Origin of the sequence: Aeromonas sp. FDAARGOS 1418, from assembly GCF_019048585.1 — a bacterium.
Taxonomy (GTDB): Bacteria; Pseudomonadota; Gammaproteobacteria; order Enterobacterales; family Aeromonadaceae; genus Aeromonas; species Aeromonas caviae.
The window spans coordinates 2041706-2057339 of the sequence record NZ_CP077387.1 but is presented as its reverse complement, the minus strand read 5'-3'; the positions used below and the strand labels follow the sequence as shown (position 1 = coordinate 2057339).

Genomic DNA, 15634 nt, shown 5'->3' with positions numbered 1-15634 from the left:
TTTCTCCACAATGGTTCAATGGCGGGTGCATGGGCGCACTCTACGGGGAGGATGGGCATCAACACAAGCCAGACAACGGCTTGGGGTCCACGCTCTGGCTGTCACAGCAGGGGGCTGAACAGGTAGAAGATGTTCTCAAGCAATTTTTTGTACCAGGGGCGGGCACGCCACCTCGTCAGTGACATGGGGGTCGCCTCCAGCATGTAGCCCTGCACCAGCTGGTTCATCTCGGCGACAAACACCGGGTTGTCGATGAGCAGGGTGATCTCGAAATTGAGCCAGAGACTGCGCCGGTCGAGGTTGACCGTGCCTACCAGGGCGAAATCATCGTCCACCAGCACGCTCTTGGTGTGCAGCAGTCCGGCATCATAGCGGTATATCTCCACTCCTGCCGCCAGCAGATCCTCCATGAAGGAGTTGCTGGCGTGGTTGGCCATCAGGGAGTCGTTTCGCGCAGGCAGAACTAGCTGTACCAGCACGCCGCGGGCCGCCGCCGAAGAGAGGGCCGCAGCCAGCGGATCGTCCGGCACGAAATAGGGGGTGGTCAGCACCAGATGGTGACGAGCCTGGTAGATGGCGAGCAGCAGGCTCTGCTGGATGCAGTCACCGCCGACGAAGGGGCCTGAGGGAATGAGCTGGGCCCGATAGTTGGTCTGGGGCCAGGCTTCCGGCTCGTGTTGCAGACTGTCGAGCAGCCGCTCGCCGGTCTCCATCTCCCAGTCCCAGACGAAGGTGGACCACATCAACGGCACCACGGGGCCCTGCACCCGGATCATGATGTCGACCCACTGGCCGACCCCGGCATCCTGCTTGAAGAAACGGGGATCCACCATGTTCATGGAGCCGGTATAACCAACCTTGTCATCGATCACCACCAGCTTGCGGTGCATGCGCAAGTCCTGGCGCTGGAAGGGGATTCGCCAGGCGCCGACCGGCAACACTTCCACGACTTTGACGCCGGCGGCGCGCAAGGTTTTGGGCCAGGAGGAGCGGAAGAAGGTCTTGCTGCCGATGGAGTCGAGCAAGACACGACAATCCACGCCGCGTGCCGCCACCTCCATCAACGCCTCGCACACCTCGTCCACATCCCCGCCGGGGTGCCAGATGTAGAACTCCAGATAACAGGATTGGGAGGAGCCCCGGATGTCGCGCACTATCTCCTCTACGATGCTCTTAGGCTTGTGCAGCAGGGTCATCCGGTTGCCCGAGAGCATGGGCATGGCCAAGCGCCCCTGGATCAGATCGTGGAGCGGGCGTGCCTTGCTGCCCACCTCGCAGCAGTGCTGGGGGAAGAGGCGCGCGAGCTGGCGGATCCAGATGGCGTAAGGACGGTACATGGCCTGGGCCCGCTCCGCCCGCTTGCGACCGAGGCGTATCTCGCCAAACAGCACGTAGAAACCGACCCCGGCGAAGGGGATGGCATAGATGAGGGCCAACCAGGCGAGGGATACCCCGATGGGACGCCGCTTCATCACCACCCGCAGGGAGATCCCAGCCACGATCACGGTGTGAAACAACAGCAATAACCAGCCGAGAAAGCGGGAAAACAGCAACTGAATGTCGTATTCCAGACCGTCGAGCAAGGCGACTCCTTGGTGTATTGGACAGATGGCACGGGCAGACCCCACAGGGTCGGGATGGTATGCTATGGGGCACACCCATTCTATCAGGTCGTTAGCATGATCCTGCAATCTATGCTGCTGAGTCTGGCCATGCTAGGTCAAGGCTCATATGACATCAATGAGCAGCAGATAAATCAGTACCTGCAGTCCCAGGTGCAAGTGGACAAACAGCTGGAATTGCCCGGCATCATCAAGGCCCATGTGCAACTCGAGCAGAGCGATGTGCAGATTGGTCGCCAGAGCCCGGATACCGCCAGGGTGTTTGGCAAAGGCAAGCTGAAAATCGCGCTCCCGGATCAGACCGAGTACGACGCGCGCCTCAACATGACCTATGAGGCGAGGCCCCGCTACGACAAGGCCAAGAGTGCGCTCTTCCTCGACAACATGAAGCTCATCGATTACAAGCTGGAGCCTGCCGCGGCGGAACAGAAGTTTGGTTTCATGCTGAGGATGCTGCTGCAGAGCATGGAGAAACGGCTGGAGACCCAGCCTGTCTACAAGCTGGATGACAAGGATCCCAATCAGGCCTGGCTCAAGGAAAATCTGCTGGGGCTGGAGCTGTCACCAGGCAAGATCCACCTGCTGACCAAACCCCAATAAGACGTCAGTTGAAAACAGGCGCCTTCGCCTGGCGCACCAGCAGCTCGATCTGGTAACCCTGTTCGTGCTGCTGGTGATAGAGAGAGTGGAGGGGCCCGTCGAGTTCATGCAGGGGAAGGTGGTCAAATCCCGCCTTGAGGTAGAAGGGTTTCTCGAACGGCAGGGCATGACAGATCACGGGCTTGTCGGAAAGATCGCGGCAGGCATGCTGCAGCAAGCGGGACCCCAGCCCCAGGGACTGGTAGTGAGGGAGCAGACGAAAGCCGCACAAGTGGTAATAATCCTGTTCATCGCGCAGGCGCACCGCCCCCACCAGCCAGTGCGCGTCACGGACCACAAAAATCCGTTCTGCCAAATCCGGCACATAGTGGGAAAACGTCGTCTCGTAATAGTCTCTGATGAGGGAAAGATCCGCATCACAGTACTCTTCGAATCTGAGCTCCATCGCTCGCCTGCTTGTCATGCCCATTTCGCTCTGGCCATACCGGCCCTCTCCTGCTCGCTCGCTGGCTCCACGAAGAGATCAGACCAGAGTGGAGCAACAGCAAGATAACACGCCTTTAACTTACAAAAAAGCCAATAACTCGATGGAAAAGACGAGGTTGCGATCATCCGCCCCTTGACGCCATGAGCCGCGCCCCTTGTCCTGAGTGAGCACTCAGGTGGGACGTCCCTCTGCCATCACATTTCCAGCCTCCCCTGTTCACGGGCACTTGTTCTGCACCATCCCGAATGCTTTACTCAACGTGGCTAACGAGGCTTAAGGAGCAAGCCGTTGAAAGCATGGATGTTGCTGGGCATGATGCCGCTGTTTTCCCACGCAGCCCCGGCTCAGATACCGCCGCCGGCAGAGGTGGTGATCCTGACCCCGGAGACGGCTGTCTCCTCCCCGGTTCCCACGCCGCGTACCGTGGCGCTCACCACGGCGCCGCTCCCCTCCCCTGAACCCGCTAAGCCTGCAAGCCGTCAGATCCAGGTCTACAAGTCGGTACAAAAGAACGGGGTCATACGCTATTCCGACATGATGCCGGAGCAGGGTCACTACGAACTGCTGCTGTTCAACGACTGCTATGCCTGCGATCCGGCGTCCAAGGTCAACTGGCGCACGACAGGCCTCTTCCTCTATGACTATGCCAGCACCATACAGGCGGCAGCCAAGGCTTATCAGGTCGAGCCTGCCCTCATCCGGGCGCTGATCCATGCCGAGTCCGCTTTCAATCCTCTGGCCGTCTCCCGCAAGGGCGCCATGGGACTGACCCAGCTGATGCCCGCCACGGCGCGCGAGCTCGGGGTCGGCAACGCCCTGCTGGCGGAGCAGAACATCTTTGGCGGGGTGAAATACCTGGCGGGTCTGCTCAAGCAGTATGACGGCAATGTGGCCCTGGCCACCGCCGCCTACAATGCAGGCGCCGGTGCGGTGCAAAAACACGGCGGCATACCGCCCTATGCCGAAACCCGGGCCTATGTGGAACGGGTCAAGCTGCTGCATCAGCGCTACAAAGAGATGCTGAGCGCCAAGGGACTGTAGGACCGGTACGGTACAAGCACGGCGGCATCCCTCATTGGCCGAAACCCGGGCCTATGTGGAACGAGTCAAGCTGCTGCATCAGCGCTACAAAGAGATGCTGAACGCCAAAGGGTTGTAGGACCGGTACGGTACAAGCACGGCGGCATCCCTCATTGGCCGAAACCCGGGCCTATGTGGAACGAGTCAAGCTGCTGCATCAGCGCTACAAGGAGATGCTGAGCGCCAAGGGACTGTAGGACCGGTACGGTACAAGCACGGCGGCATCCCTCATTGGCCGAAACCCGGGCCTATGTGGAACGAGTCAAGCTGCTGCATCAGCGCTACAAAGAGATGCTGAACGCCAAAGGGTTGTAGGACCGGTACGGTACAAGCACGGCGGCATCCCGCCCTATGCCGAAACCCGGGCCTATGTGGAACGAGTCAAGCTGCTGCATCAGCGCTACAAAGAGATGCTGAGCGCCAAGGGGTTGTAGGACCGGTACGGTACAAGCACGGCGGCATCCCTCATTGGCCGAAACCCGGGCCTATGTGGAACGGGTCAAGTTGCTGCATCAGCGCTACAAAGAGATGCTGAGCGCCAAGGGACTGTGATCATGCCGTACCCTATCGTCAGCATGGCGCCCTGCCCGGTATTCCTTCAGGCATAAAAAAACACGCCCGAGGGCGTGTCGATACCACACGTTAACTAGCAACACATCACTCTTTCGTGGCGATCACACGATAGGCCAATGCACCCAGAATGGCACCGACAATGGGGGCAACCCAGAACAGCCAGAGCTGGCCCACGGCCCAGTCACCGACAAAAAGCGCCACGCCAGTGCTGCGCGCCGGGTTGACCGAGGTGTTGGTCACCGGGATGCTGATGAGGTGGATGAGGGTCAGGCACAGACCGATGGCGATGGGAGCAAACCCGGCCGGTGCACGGCTGTCGGTGGCGCCCATGATGACGAACAGGAAGAAACCGGTCATCACCACTTCACACACCAGTGCGGCCAGCAGGCTGTAACCGCCGGGGGAATGCTCGCCATAGCCGTTGGAAGCAAAGCCGGCGCTCACATCAAAACCCGCCTGTCCGCTGGCAATGACATAGAGCACGCCACCTGCCACGATCCCGCCAAGCACCTGGGCCACGATGTAGGGCAGCACGTTGGAGGCCGGGAAGCGACCACCAGCCCAGAGTCCGACGGTCACGGCCGGGTTCAGGTGGCAACCCGAGATATGACCGATGGCATAGGCCATGGTCAGCACAGTCAGGCCGAACGCCAGGGCCACGCCCAGCAGGCCAATCCCCACATTGGGGAAGGCGGCAGCCAGCACGGCGCTCCCGCAGCCCCCCAGCACCAGCCAGAAGGTTCCCATAAATTCAGCAGCAAAAGGTTTCACTCTTGTCTCTCCCATGATGACTAACACGCGAACCTGAAAGGCTCATACGGACACTGTTATTGAACAGGCGCCATATTATGGGAGTGTGGCGGAGCAAGACGAAACCGACCCGATTCATCGCGGATATGTGATGAATGTCACAAGTTATTGATAAAGTAGAAAGATATTCCCCCACCCGGTGCACTTCTCCATGGGAGTCCCATCGAGGGACGCGACAGATTGTGACCCGACCAGCGATTTTGCCAGCAGCTCCCCGCGCTCCCCTGCCAACACCAGAAGCCCTCCCCCGGGGATCAGCGATAACGGCCGCGCACCGATCCGCTGGCCCGCCCGGCCATGCGAATGAGGCTCTGACGGGTGTGGAAGTGGCAGAGCGCCACCCCGAGAGCATCCGCCGCATCCGCCTGGGGGGTGGCAGAGAGCTTGAGCAGATGGGTCACCATGTGCTGCACCTGCTCCTTGGCGGCGCCACCGGTGCCCACCACCGCCTGTTTGATCTGGGTCGCCGAGTACTCGCTCACCGGCAGCAGGGCGTTGACCGCCGCGACGATGGCGCTGCCACGGGCCTGGCCGAGTTTCAGGGCAGAGTCCGCGTTGCGCGCCATGAAGACCCGCTCGATGGCGAACTCGTCCGGCTTGAACTGGGTGATGATCTCGCTCACCCCGTCATAGACCTGCTTCAGGCGAGACGGCAGCTCCCCCAGATCGGTGCGGATGCAGCCCGATCCCAGATATTCCGCCTTGCCCGCGACGATGCGAATGACCCCGTAACCGGTGATGCGCGAACCGGGATCGATCCCCAGAATGATGCTCATGAACGGAATACCCCGCCCACTGCGGTCAGCCATCTCATCTTCGACACCTTCTTCATTGCGATCTCTTGCCCTGCAGCTCTTGATGGCCGCCAAGATAACAAACCCGCCTTCGCTTGGCTCGCTCGCTGGCACCTTTCCCGGCTGACTGCGCAAGGAGCCACCATCTCATACAGTGCTCTGCCGCTTCTCTGGCCAGTGATGCCTGCCGGTGTCACCAGCCCCTTGCCTCCGGGTCATCCCTTTGCCAGGGCGACGAGGCGCTCCGCCAGTCGATGGCTTTGCAGGTAGCTCTCGACCAGCGCCCCGTCTGCCCGCCCGACGTCAATCTGCCCATACCAGTGCTCGAGCATGGCGACAAAGCCTCGGCTCGCCAGCACGGGCTGCCAGTCGCCCGGAGCCAGAGTCTGCACTGTGTTGTCTCGCGCAAGCAGGCCACGGGTGCAGTTCTCGATATGCAATGAGAGGTTGTCGCCATAGGCATCGATGCGCTCCTCGGTCATGCCGGCGCTGCGATTCATGCTGCCGCTCACCGCCATCTGCCCACTCTGCCAGGCGACGCTCACCCCGGCCAGCAGCTCGGGCTGCTCACTGCTGCGTCGCAGCACCGCATGCAGCTCCCCATCCGGCTCGCCGCCATAACAGCAGAGGCTGTCGAGCACATGGATACAGTCGTCGAACAAGAACTGGCGAGGCGCCCCCGGCAGGGCGTGCCTGTGCTTTTGCCAATGGAGCTCGGTCAGCGGCTGGCCGCGTGCGGCGGCCATGGCGGGCAGATAGCGACGGTTGAAGCCCACAAACAGCGGGCAGTCTCTGGCGATGGCGAGATTGGCGAGCGCCTCCACCTCTTCTGCGTTGTCACACAGCGGCTTGTCCACAAAGGTGGGAATGCCGGCACGCAGGCACAGCTCCGCCAGTTTGCCGTGCACGGCGGTGGCAGCGTGGATCATCACCGCATCAGGTCGGCTCGCCAGCAGCGCATCGACCTCGGTAAAACACTCGCCAATCCGGTACTGGCGCGCCAGTTTGCCGAGCACCGAGGGACTCCGGGTACAGAGCAGCGGGGTGACTCGCTCGTCGTTTGCAAGCAGCGGCAGATAGGCCTTCCGGGCGATATCGCCAAGGCCAATCAGGGCAATGCGCATGGGCACTCCTCTCAAGGGGATAACCAGATAACTGCCTGCACGATCTCAGGATTTCCCTCGCAGATCCAGCCTTGGCGCCATCTCGCTCCAGGCTCATTCTGATGCAATGCGGCATCGCCCCGCGACACCCTGGCCACCTTCCTCCATCGAAGCGCCCCCCGGCGGCGCGGCGCTTGAGTGGCAAACCGCGATAGCAAAACAGGCAGGGCGACAACTGTCGCCCTGCCTGTTACACCCGCACACACCGCCGCACTCGGGCGATTGGCGCTCTTCTCACGTCGAGTTACTCTGCCGATCCGGCCTGCTCTTTGGCATCCCGCCACTTGCCAATCCTGGCGCCCAGCTCGGCGCAAAGCATGGCGCTGACCATGGCACCTATCATCCGGGTCATATCCGACATCTCTGTTGCAACCGGAAGCAGAGGCACGATCAGGTTAAAGGCGATGAGCCCCATCACCAGCCCAAGCCCGCTGCCTACCTTCTCTCTTCGGGATCGCGTTGTTATCGCCATCTGATTGCTCCTGACTTGAACGTTCCACGTGACTCGCCCTTGCCAACGTATCCAGCAAGATAACAAAGCCTTCCATCATTTGGGACAGCCATCTTTGTGTACGAATTGTTCCATTGGAGGAACCATTTAAGATCCATCTGTTTCACTGCTGCAAAAAATACTTGCTCAAGCAACACCCACGATGTCGCAGCGTTGTGAAAAAGGGCCTGATAACAAAGGGCCGATAGCCCCTCTTCCCCAACCCGCCTTATCAGCGCCTTATCAGGAGACCGCCTTATTAGGCCTTATCAGGACAGCCATCTTTTGGAGAAAGCCCTCATCCAGCGCCCAGCACAACTTGTCATCCAGCATTTGCGATGGCATTTGTGAAACTCGGGGGATTAAAAAGAATGTCTTGGCATCGATGACGCCAATTCAGATGCGATCACACCGGCGGGGAGCTGGCGCGATACCGGACGTTGTTATGATGCGAGCATTCATCACTCAAAGGGATGGTTGATGACACCGTCGCTGGCCACAGTGCCAGGCAAACTGCTGACAACACCTTATCAGGACAGCCATCTTTTAGAGAAAGCCCTCATCCAGCGCCCAGCACAGCACAACTCGTCATCCAGCATTTGCGATGGCATTTGTGAAACTCGGGGGATTAAAAAGAATGTCTTGGCATCGATGACGCCAATTCAGATGCGATCACACCGGCGGGGAGCTGGCGCGATACCGGACGTTGTTATGATGCGAGCATTCATCACTCAAAGGGATGTTTGATGACACCGTCGCTGGCCACAGTGCCAGGCAAACTGCTGACAATGCTCTTTGTCACCCACCACTCTGATGCCCTGGCGCCGAAACAGCGTCACTTGCTTGAGCCAGCGCACCTCGTCCAACCCCAGCCGCGCCAGGATGGGAGCAAGAGAAGCCGGGATATGGCCCCGTTTGTCCACTCGGATGGCGCGACCTGTCCAGTCCACCAGCATCAGGTAATCCGCAAAGGCATATTGCAGGCTATCGGGTCGCGCGTCGTGCGCAAATGGCAACAACAACGGCGACAATGGGGCGGCGGACTGCTCGCCATCGAAACGCTGCTTGAGGCTGGTGTAGTCGCTATGCTCGGGCCGGTCGGCAATCGCCGCCCGTATCGGATTGAGATCGACATAGGCCATGCAGGCCAGCAGGGCTGATTCGGTGAGCAAGGCCTGACTCTTGAAGCGCCCTTCCCAGAAATGGCCCTTGCAACCATCTTCCCGATTGGCCTGCCGAGCCAGGTTTTCGTTGAGCAACCGCACAAACCAGCTGATGGAATGCAGGCGCTCCCGCCACTGCCCTATCAGTTGTTGCACCACGACCAGTTCGGGCTCAATCAGGGATTCCCCCTGATACCAGCGTCGTACCAGCAGCGGCCACTGGAACAGCGCCGCCCAACGCTCGGCCACCTCCTGCTCGCTCCAATTGGCAGCGGTATCCGGCTCGACCTTGAGCACCAAGTGATAGTGATTGCTCATCACCGCATAGGCACACACACCGATGGCAAACAGTCGCGACAATTGGCCCAACTTGTCCACCACCCACTGGCGCCGATGCTCGTAACTCTGGCCGGAGTGGGCATCTTCCCCGCACAGAAACGCCCGCCGCACACAGCGACTGACCACATGGTAGTAAGGCGTATCCTGCAAACTGATTTGACGTGAACGAGCAATGGTCATGGCTCACCCCCTGGGCAGTGACACCTCAAGCCAAGTACAGGGCTACGCCGCTGTCACAAAGGTGGGTGTCCCAGATTTCGTCGTGACACCTTAAGCCAAGTACAGGGCTACGTCGCTGTCAAAAAGGTGGGTGTCCCAGATTTCATGTCCCAGATTTCATGGCCATCCAGAACCTGTTGAGCTGCGATGGGTTGCTGCCCCGCTGATCAATGAAGCATGTTGGAAGCTGTCATCCACGGGCGCTAGCGTGAGATTCGGTGGCGTTACGCCCTACACAAAAAGGTGGGTGTCCCAGATTTTCTGGGTTGGCGTAAAACGAGAGGGGAAGCAGTGGCTGCTGTTTAACGTCAGCCTACCCGAGCGCAAATACTCACGTATATGGGATGTGATTATTCCCGACTTTCTGACTGAGGATGAGATCCCGCGCTGGCTTGACGATATCTATCACGAAGCCGCCAGCACAGCCCATCCCGATGTGATGCGTATCGAGTAAACCACCCGTTTACTGCCTTGTCAGCCACCGATTACCCCTGATCGGAGGGACCGCTTTTCCCTCCCCGTCTCTATTGCCCTGCCCACACCACACCTTGATTGCTCCATCTACGCAACGGGTGCTCGCTTATGCATTGCATCAGTAAAACAATCTCAGGGTATCCAGTGCCAAAGCGCCGACGCCGGATGGCCAGCAGCCAGCACCCGAGCTCTGTCCGGTTGGCGGCAAGGTCGCAGATAAAGAAGAGTTTGATAGAGGTCAAAAAACGAGACACTTCTGATAATTACGTCACTTCAAGGCTCGCATAGGCAGCTTCGTTTGGCTTACAGTGGCTATCTGGAACCTGTTGAACTGCGATGGGTTGCGGCCCATCGCTGGTCAAGGGAGCATATTGGAAGCTGTCATCCATGGGCGGTAGCGTGTTACTTGTATGACAAGCACCGCTGATGCAGCGATATAAGAATGTTGACTTACCTCCATACTCTAGGACTTCAAACTTCAAAAAGAGATACATGCCTATGTCACATCTATTAATCGAAAGAATATTGAACAGAGCCGACATATCTAAATCAGAGTCCGATTTTAGCTACTTTTTTTCATTATTATTAACCGCAGAGGCACTAACTAAGACAATTGTTCTTGGAATTGTATCTACGATATCCGAAGATAAAGATAGAAATCGCTATAGGCTCGAGCATCAATTGGTTAGGGCTGATGGGATCGGTGACTGGGGTAGAGTGCTAGATGATGCTGTAACTGGAGCTGCGTCTCAATTTCTTACAGTTGAAGCAAGGATAGAACAATCAGAAATAACAAAGTCATGCTCTAAAGGAGAGTGGCAATACGATTCTGTCTATGAGTTGAAAAAAGCTATTGATATTCTAGGGCTTGATTCTGAAGAGTTTAGTTCAAGAACTGATCTAAAAAGATGGTTTAGACTTTTTTCAACACTTAGAAACAAAACAAGAGCTCACGGTGCCACACAATCAGAGAATGCTTCAAATGCCGCACCACACTTAATTAATAGCATTATGCTCATCTATAATAACTTCTCTATATTCAAAAGACCATGGCTTCATTTACATAGGAACTTGAGCGGAAAATATAGAGTAACACCAATTAATGGTGATGTTTCTGAGTTTTCACACTTCACTAAAAAGAATGACTTAAATTATGCCAATGGCATATACTTAAAAATTGGAGAATTAAGGAAGGTAAACTTAATAGAAACCAACTCAGACCTTAGAGACTTCTATATATCGAATGGCGGGATGAGCAATAAAAAATACGAATTACTCTCTTATGAGACTGATGATCGGATTGATGGGGATGGCACTGCATTCTTGACTCCACCAGGTACATTACCTGCAAGTAACACCGAAGGAAAAGGTGAATTGATACCAATTGGGAACTGTTTATCAAATGCACCTGACTTACCTAATGATTATATATCCAGACCAGAATTAGAGAATGAATTACTAGATTTAATTAATGATAACAAAAGACCAATAATAACATTGCTAGGTCGAGGAGGTATAGGTAAAACCTCCTTAGCATTGAAGATCATTCAAGAACTTTACAAAGACAATAAGTATCTTGGTATTGTGTGGTTAAGTTCCCGAGACGTAGATTTACAATTAACAGGTCCCAAACCAGTCAGACCATTAGTATTATCACCAGATGACATGGGTAAATACTATGCTAGCCTAGTACTAACGGATGACAGAATTAAAGAAAAACTATTCAACCCAAGAGAATATTTGGAAAAACAATTACAAACATCAGATTTTGGTTCATGCCTTTTTGTTTTTGACAATTTTGAAACAACACAAAACCCGGCAGAAATGTTTAGCTGGATTGACTCATTTATTCGCCTACCTAACAAGGCACTAATTACAACGAGGCTTCGTGAATTCAAAGGAGATTACCCAGTAGAGGTTGGTGGTATGACCGAAGACGAGGCTACAAAGCTGATAAATCAAACAGCAATAAAATTAGGCGTTGATAGGTACATTGATGGAAAATACACAAGAGAGCTAATTGAAAAATCTGAAGGCCACCCATATGTCATAAAGGTTCTACTTGGTGAAGTAGCAAAAAATAAGTCAGCAGGAAGCATAACCCGACTCGTTGCAGGTACTGAAGATATCTTAACCGCTTTATTTGAGAGAACTTATTCGTCACTCAGCCCATGTTCACAACGAGCTTTTCTAACTTTATCCGCATGGAATTCACCTGTACCAAAACTTGCCCTAGAGGCTGTACTCTATCGGTCTACAAATGAACGTCTAGAAGTTGAAAAAGGTGTTGAATCATTACTTCAATATTCCATGGCCGAAGTATATATCACCCCAAGTGATCAGCAAGAATTCATACGACTACCTCTTGTAGCTAGTGTTTTCGGCAAGAAGAAACTAAATATAAGTCCAGCAAAACAGTCTATACTTTCTGACGTTGAAATTCTTCAGATGATGGGGCCAAGTCGTAAAGATGATATGACTTTAGGGTTAGCAAAGAAGATTGAAAATTTAATTAAAAATATTGCAATAAAGGTAGAGTCTGGTGATGAGTATGCCAAATATCAACCAATAATAGAAATAATGTGCAGAGCCTATCCTTCAGGATGGCTTATTGTTGCCAGATGGAAAATGGAGCTTAGAAATCAAAATGGATATGAGTTAGCCAAGCAAGCACTGAACCGCTTATTAGAGAATAGTAATGACACTTTCGAAATATCGGAGGGTTGGCGTCTTTTAGGTCACTGCTGTTATCAGACGGGTGATACTTTGGGTGAGGTTCATGCCTTTACTGAAAGAGCTGAGTTCTCTCATGTACCTTTCTATGATTTATCAAATACAGCTAACAGATTTTTCTCATTTATAAAAGACTCTGCAGAGTCTGACAGAATTCAAAATAATGCAATGGCAAGTAAAATATTACAAATGATGGATAATAGAGTATCAGAAGCCGAAGGGACCGATTTATCAAGAATGGCATGGCTAGCTATAAAATCAGGGCAAGAATCGGTAGCTATAAAATATGTCAAAGAAGGTCTCGAGATGGAACCTGAAAACTTACATCTAATAAAACTCTCTCAAAGATTAAAAATTAATAATGACATTCATCATGAAGAAATAAATTAATAAAAATACTTAACCAATAAATATAATTTAAAGTCACATATAATAACTAAATAAAAAGGCGACTATCAGGTCGCCTTTTTATTTGCATTTCTTTCCAATCAGAAAGTATCACCGAGCCGGTCGCTTGGCGCCGTTGCCTTTGGCAGCAGGCTTGCCGCCCTGAGTGGCGGGTTTGGCCCCCGGCTTGGCAGAGCCGGCGCGGGTCGGGGCCTTACCCTTATGGGCGGGCTTGCCGGCCGGTTTACCCTGACCAGTGCCCAGCCTTGCGCCCTGCGCGGCGGGTTTGCCGTTGCCAGCCCCTTTCTGGAGCTGGGCGCCCACCGGTTTGCCATTGCCAGCCTTGCCGCCATTTCTGCTGGTTGCCGGGGCATTCCCTGCACCAGTCTCGCTGCGGGCGGCCTTGTTGCCCGCCCCGTTGCTGCGCTGATGGATGATGGCACTGTGGCGGGTCAGGGCGGGCTTGAGGCCCTTGTTGCGGCTGCGCTCGGCTTTGGCTTCACCACGGCCTTCCGGCGGCACCAGGCAGTCGGGGCCGTTGCCGATCAGGTGACCCTTGCCCATCTCCAGCAGGGCTTCGCGGATCATCGGCCAACCGGCCGGATCGTGATAGCGCAGCAGCGCCTTGTGCAGGCGACGGCGGCGCTCCCCTTTCACCACGAACACGTCTCCACCCTGGCGGCTCACCTTGTTGAGCGGGTTTTTCTCGGTGTAATACATGGTGGTGGCGTTCGCGAGTGGCGACGGGTAGAAGTTCTGCACCTGATCGAGCTTGAAGCGGTTTGCTTTAATCCAGAGCGCCATGTTCACCATGTCCTCATCCGTGGTGCCCGGGTGGGCGGAGATGAAGTAGGGGATCAGGTACTGCTGCTTGCCCGCCTCTTTGGAATACTTGTCGAACAGCTCCTTGAAGCTGTAGTAGCTGCCCATGCCCGGCTTCATCATCTTGGAGAGCGGGCCCTCTTCGGTGTGTTCCGGCGCGATCTTGAGGTAGCCGCCGACGTGGTACTTGGCCAGCTCCTTGATGTAGCGCGGATCTTCCACCGCGATGTCGTAACGCACCCCGGAGGCGATCAGGATCTTCTTGATGCCCTTGAGGTCGCGCGCCTTGCGATAGAGGTTGATGGTCGGGCTGTGGTCGGTGTCCATGTGCGGGCAGATGGTCGGCCAGACGCAGGAGGCGCGCCGACAGGTCTGCTCGGCCTTGGGGCTCTTGCAGCGGAGCTTATACATGTTAGCGGTGGGGCCGCCCAGATCCGAGATGACGCCGGTAAAGCCCGGCACCTTGTCGCGGATCTCTTCGATTTCTTTCAGAATCGACTCTTCCGAGCGGCTCTGGATGATGCGTCCCTCGTGCTCGGTGATGGAGCAGAAGGAGCAGCCACCGAAGCAACCGCGCATGATGTTGACCGAGGTCTTGATCATGTCGTAGGCCGGGATCTTCTCCTTGCCATAGGCCGGGTGCGGCACCCGCTGGTACGGCAGGCCGAACACCCCGTCCATCTCGTCGGTCTCGAGGGGGAAGGCAGGCGGGTTGACCCAGATGATGCGATCGCCGTGGGCCTGCGAGAGGGCGCGGGCGCAGCCCGGGTTGGTCTCGTGGTGCAGGATGCGCGACGCATGGGCGTAGAGCACCTTGTCCTCCTTCACCCGCTCGAACGCCGGCAGCTTGACATAGGTCTTCTCCCACGGCTTTTGCTTAGGGGGCTGCACCAGGATGGGCTTGGCTTCCTGCTCCACCGGCGCGGTACCTTCGTCATCGCTGCATGGCGCCCCTTCCATATAGGGGTTGGGGATGGGATCGATGCGGCCAATCTGGTCGAGCTTGCTCGAATCCACCCCGCGCCAGCCCGGCAACGGCTCCTTGCGGATGACGGCGGTGCCGCGAATGTCCTGCATGGTGTCGATGGTCTCGCCGCCTGCGATGCGGTGAGCCACTTCCACCAGGGGGCGCTCGGCGTTGCCGTAGATGAGGATGTCGGCCTTGGCGTCGATGAGGATGGAGCGACGGATGGTCTCGGACCAGTAGTCGTAGTGGGCGATGCGGCGCAGGGATGCCTCGATGCCGCCGATGACCACCGGCACCTCTTTATAGGCCTCTTTGCAGCGCTGGGTGTAGACCAGGGTGGCGCGATCCGGCCGCTTGCCGCCCACATCCCCCGGGGTGTAGGCGTCGTCGTGGCGCAATTTTTTGTCGGCGGTGTAGCGGTTGATCATGGAGTCCATGTTGCCCGCCGTCACCCCGTAGAAGAGGTTGGGCTTGCCCAGGCGCATGAAGTCATCTTTCGATGACCAGTCCGGCTGGGCGATGATGCCGACCCGAAAACCCTGGGATTCGAGCATGCGGCCGATCACCGCCATACCGAAGCTCGGGTGATCCACGTAGGCGTCGCCTGTCACCAGCACGATGTCGCAGCTGTCCCAGCCAAGCTTGTCCATCTCCGCGCGGGACATGGGCAGGAAGGGCGCCGTGCCGTAGCACTCGGCCCAGTAACGGGGATAGGAGAAGAGGTTGGTAACCGGCTGCATTTTGACCACCTGGAACAATTCGGGTCGCGCATTATACCGGCAGAGCCAGGCGGGGGCGACGGCTTTTTGCCCCTACAGAACGCGAGGGGAAGGGGCGCCTTCGAGCGGGCGCGACAGCTCGGCGTGACAGACTCAGATCTCATCAACAAGCAGGGCGCCCATTGGCGCCCT

General features: G+C 56.2%; 12 protein-coding genes and 5 pseudogenes. 9 read left to right on the top strand and 8 right to left on the bottom strand.

Features of this window, described 5'->3' with window-relative positions:
• Positions 1–101: 101 nt before the first annotated feature.
• Positions 102–1583, bottom strand: a complete 1482-nt coding sequence (gene cls / locus I6L48_RS09840; RefSeq protein ID WP_010673520.1) for a cardiolipin synthase — start codon at positions 1581–1583, stop codon at positions 102–104.
• A 96-nt stretch (positions 1584–1679) separates the two neighbouring features.
• On the opposite strand from cls, the gene I6L48_RS09835 reads away from it, so the two are divergent.
• Positions 1680–2222 carry a DUF1439 domain-containing protein gene (locus tag I6L48_RS09835; RefSeq protein ID WP_042017301.1) on the top strand — a complete coding sequence of 181 codons (543 nt, stop codon included), beginning with the start codon at positions 1680–1682 and terminating at the stop codon, positions 2220–2222.
• A 4-nt stretch (positions 2223–2226) separates the two neighbouring features.
• Here the strand turns inward: I6L48_RS09835 and I6L48_RS09830 are convergent, their stop codons facing one another.
• On the bottom strand, positions 2227–2685 hold the full coding sequence (locus I6L48_RS09830; RefSeq protein WP_029313989.1) for a GNAT family N-acetyltransferase: 459 nt from the start codon (positions 2683–2685) through the stop codon (positions 2227–2229).
• Between the two features lie 324 nt (positions 2686–3009).
• On the opposite strand from I6L48_RS09830, the gene I6L48_RS09825 reads away from it, so the two are divergent.
• From I6L48_RS09825 to I6L48_RS09800, 6 genes and pseudogenes are all read left to right on the top strand, one after another.
• Positions 3010–3750, top strand: a complete 741-nt coding sequence (locus tag I6L48_RS09825; protein WP_041213327.1) for a lytic transglycosylase domain-containing protein — start codon at positions 3010–3012, stop codon at positions 3748–3750.
• Positions 3751–3764: 14 nt separating this feature from the next.
• Positions 3765–3868 (top strand): annotated as a pseudogene (locus I6L48_RS09820) (lytic transglycosylase domain-containing protein); the annotation flags it as partial.
• Between the two features lie 14 nt (positions 3869–3882).
• A pseudogene (locus I6L48_RS09815) lies at positions 3883–3986 on the top strand (lytic transglycosylase domain-containing protein); the annotation flags it as partial.
• A gap of 14 nt (positions 3987–4000) precedes the next feature.
• Positions 4001–4104: pseudogene (locus I6L48_RS09810) on the top strand (lytic transglycosylase domain-containing protein); the annotation flags it as partial.
• A gap of 14 nt (positions 4105–4118) precedes the next feature.
• A pseudogene (locus tag I6L48_RS09805) lies at positions 4119–4223 on the top strand (lytic transglycosylase domain-containing protein); the annotation flags it as partial.
• A 14-nt stretch (positions 4224–4237) separates the two neighbouring features.
• Positions 4238–4341 (top strand): annotated as a pseudogene (locus I6L48_RS09800) (lytic transglycosylase domain-containing protein); the annotation flags it as partial.
• Positions 4342–4446: 105 nt separating this feature from the next.
• Here I6L48_RS09800 and aqpZ read toward each other — a convergent pair.
• From aqpZ to I6L48_RS09775, 5 genes are all read right to left on the bottom strand, one after another.
• Positions 4447–5133 carry an aquaporin Z gene (aqpZ, locus tag I6L48_RS09795; RefSeq protein WP_010673516.1) on the bottom strand — a complete coding sequence of 229 codons (687 nt, stop codon included), beginning with the start codon at positions 5131–5133 and terminating at the stop codon, positions 4447–4449.
• Positions 5134–5426: 293 nt separating this feature from the next.
• Entirely contained in the window at positions 5427–5948 is a 522-nt protein-coding gene (gene ruvC / locus I6L48_RS09790) for a crossover junction endodeoxyribonuclease RuvC (RefSeq protein ID WP_010673515.1), read from the bottom strand.
• A 233-nt stretch (positions 5949–6181) separates the two neighbouring features.
• Positions 6182–7090: a Gfo/Idh/MocA family protein gene (locus tag I6L48_RS09785; RefSeq protein ID WP_113069868.1), complete on the bottom strand. Its 909-nt coding sequence runs from the start codon at positions 7088–7090 to the stop codon at positions 6182–6184.
• A gap of 283 nt (positions 7091–7373) precedes the next feature.
• Positions 7374–7601: a hypothetical protein gene (locus I6L48_RS09780; protein ID WP_010673513.1), complete on the bottom strand. Its 228-nt coding sequence runs from the start codon at positions 7599–7601 to the stop codon at positions 7374–7376.
• 749 nt (positions 7602–8350) lie between these two features.
• Positions 8351–9301 (bottom strand): transposase, encoded by a 951-nt coding sequence (locus I6L48_RS09775; protein ID WP_216988007.1) that lies wholly within the window; start codon positions 9299–9301, stop codon positions 8351–8353.
• Between the two features lie 286 nt (positions 9302–9587).
• On the opposite strand from I6L48_RS09775, the gene I6L48_RS09770 reads away from it, so the two are divergent.
• Complete coding sequence (locus tag I6L48_RS09770; protein ID WP_113070623.1) at positions 9588–9794, top strand: hypothetical protein; 207 nt, start codon at positions 9588–9590, stop codon at positions 9792–9794.
• 518 nt (positions 9795–10312) lie between these two features.
• A complete protein-coding gene (locus I6L48_RS09765; RefSeq protein ID WP_216988006.1) occupies positions 10313–12937 on the top strand; it encodes an NB-ARC domain-containing protein in 2625 nt (874 codons plus the stop codon).
• A gap of 108 nt (positions 12938–13045) precedes the next feature.
• Here I6L48_RS09765 and I6L48_RS09760 read toward each other — a convergent pair whose 3' ends face one another.
• A complete protein-coding gene (locus tag I6L48_RS09760) occupies positions 13046–15463 on the bottom strand; it encodes a YgiQ family radical SAM protein (protein ID WP_113069866.1) in 2418 nt (805 codons plus the stop codon).
• Positions 15464–15634 lie beyond the last annotated feature (171 nt).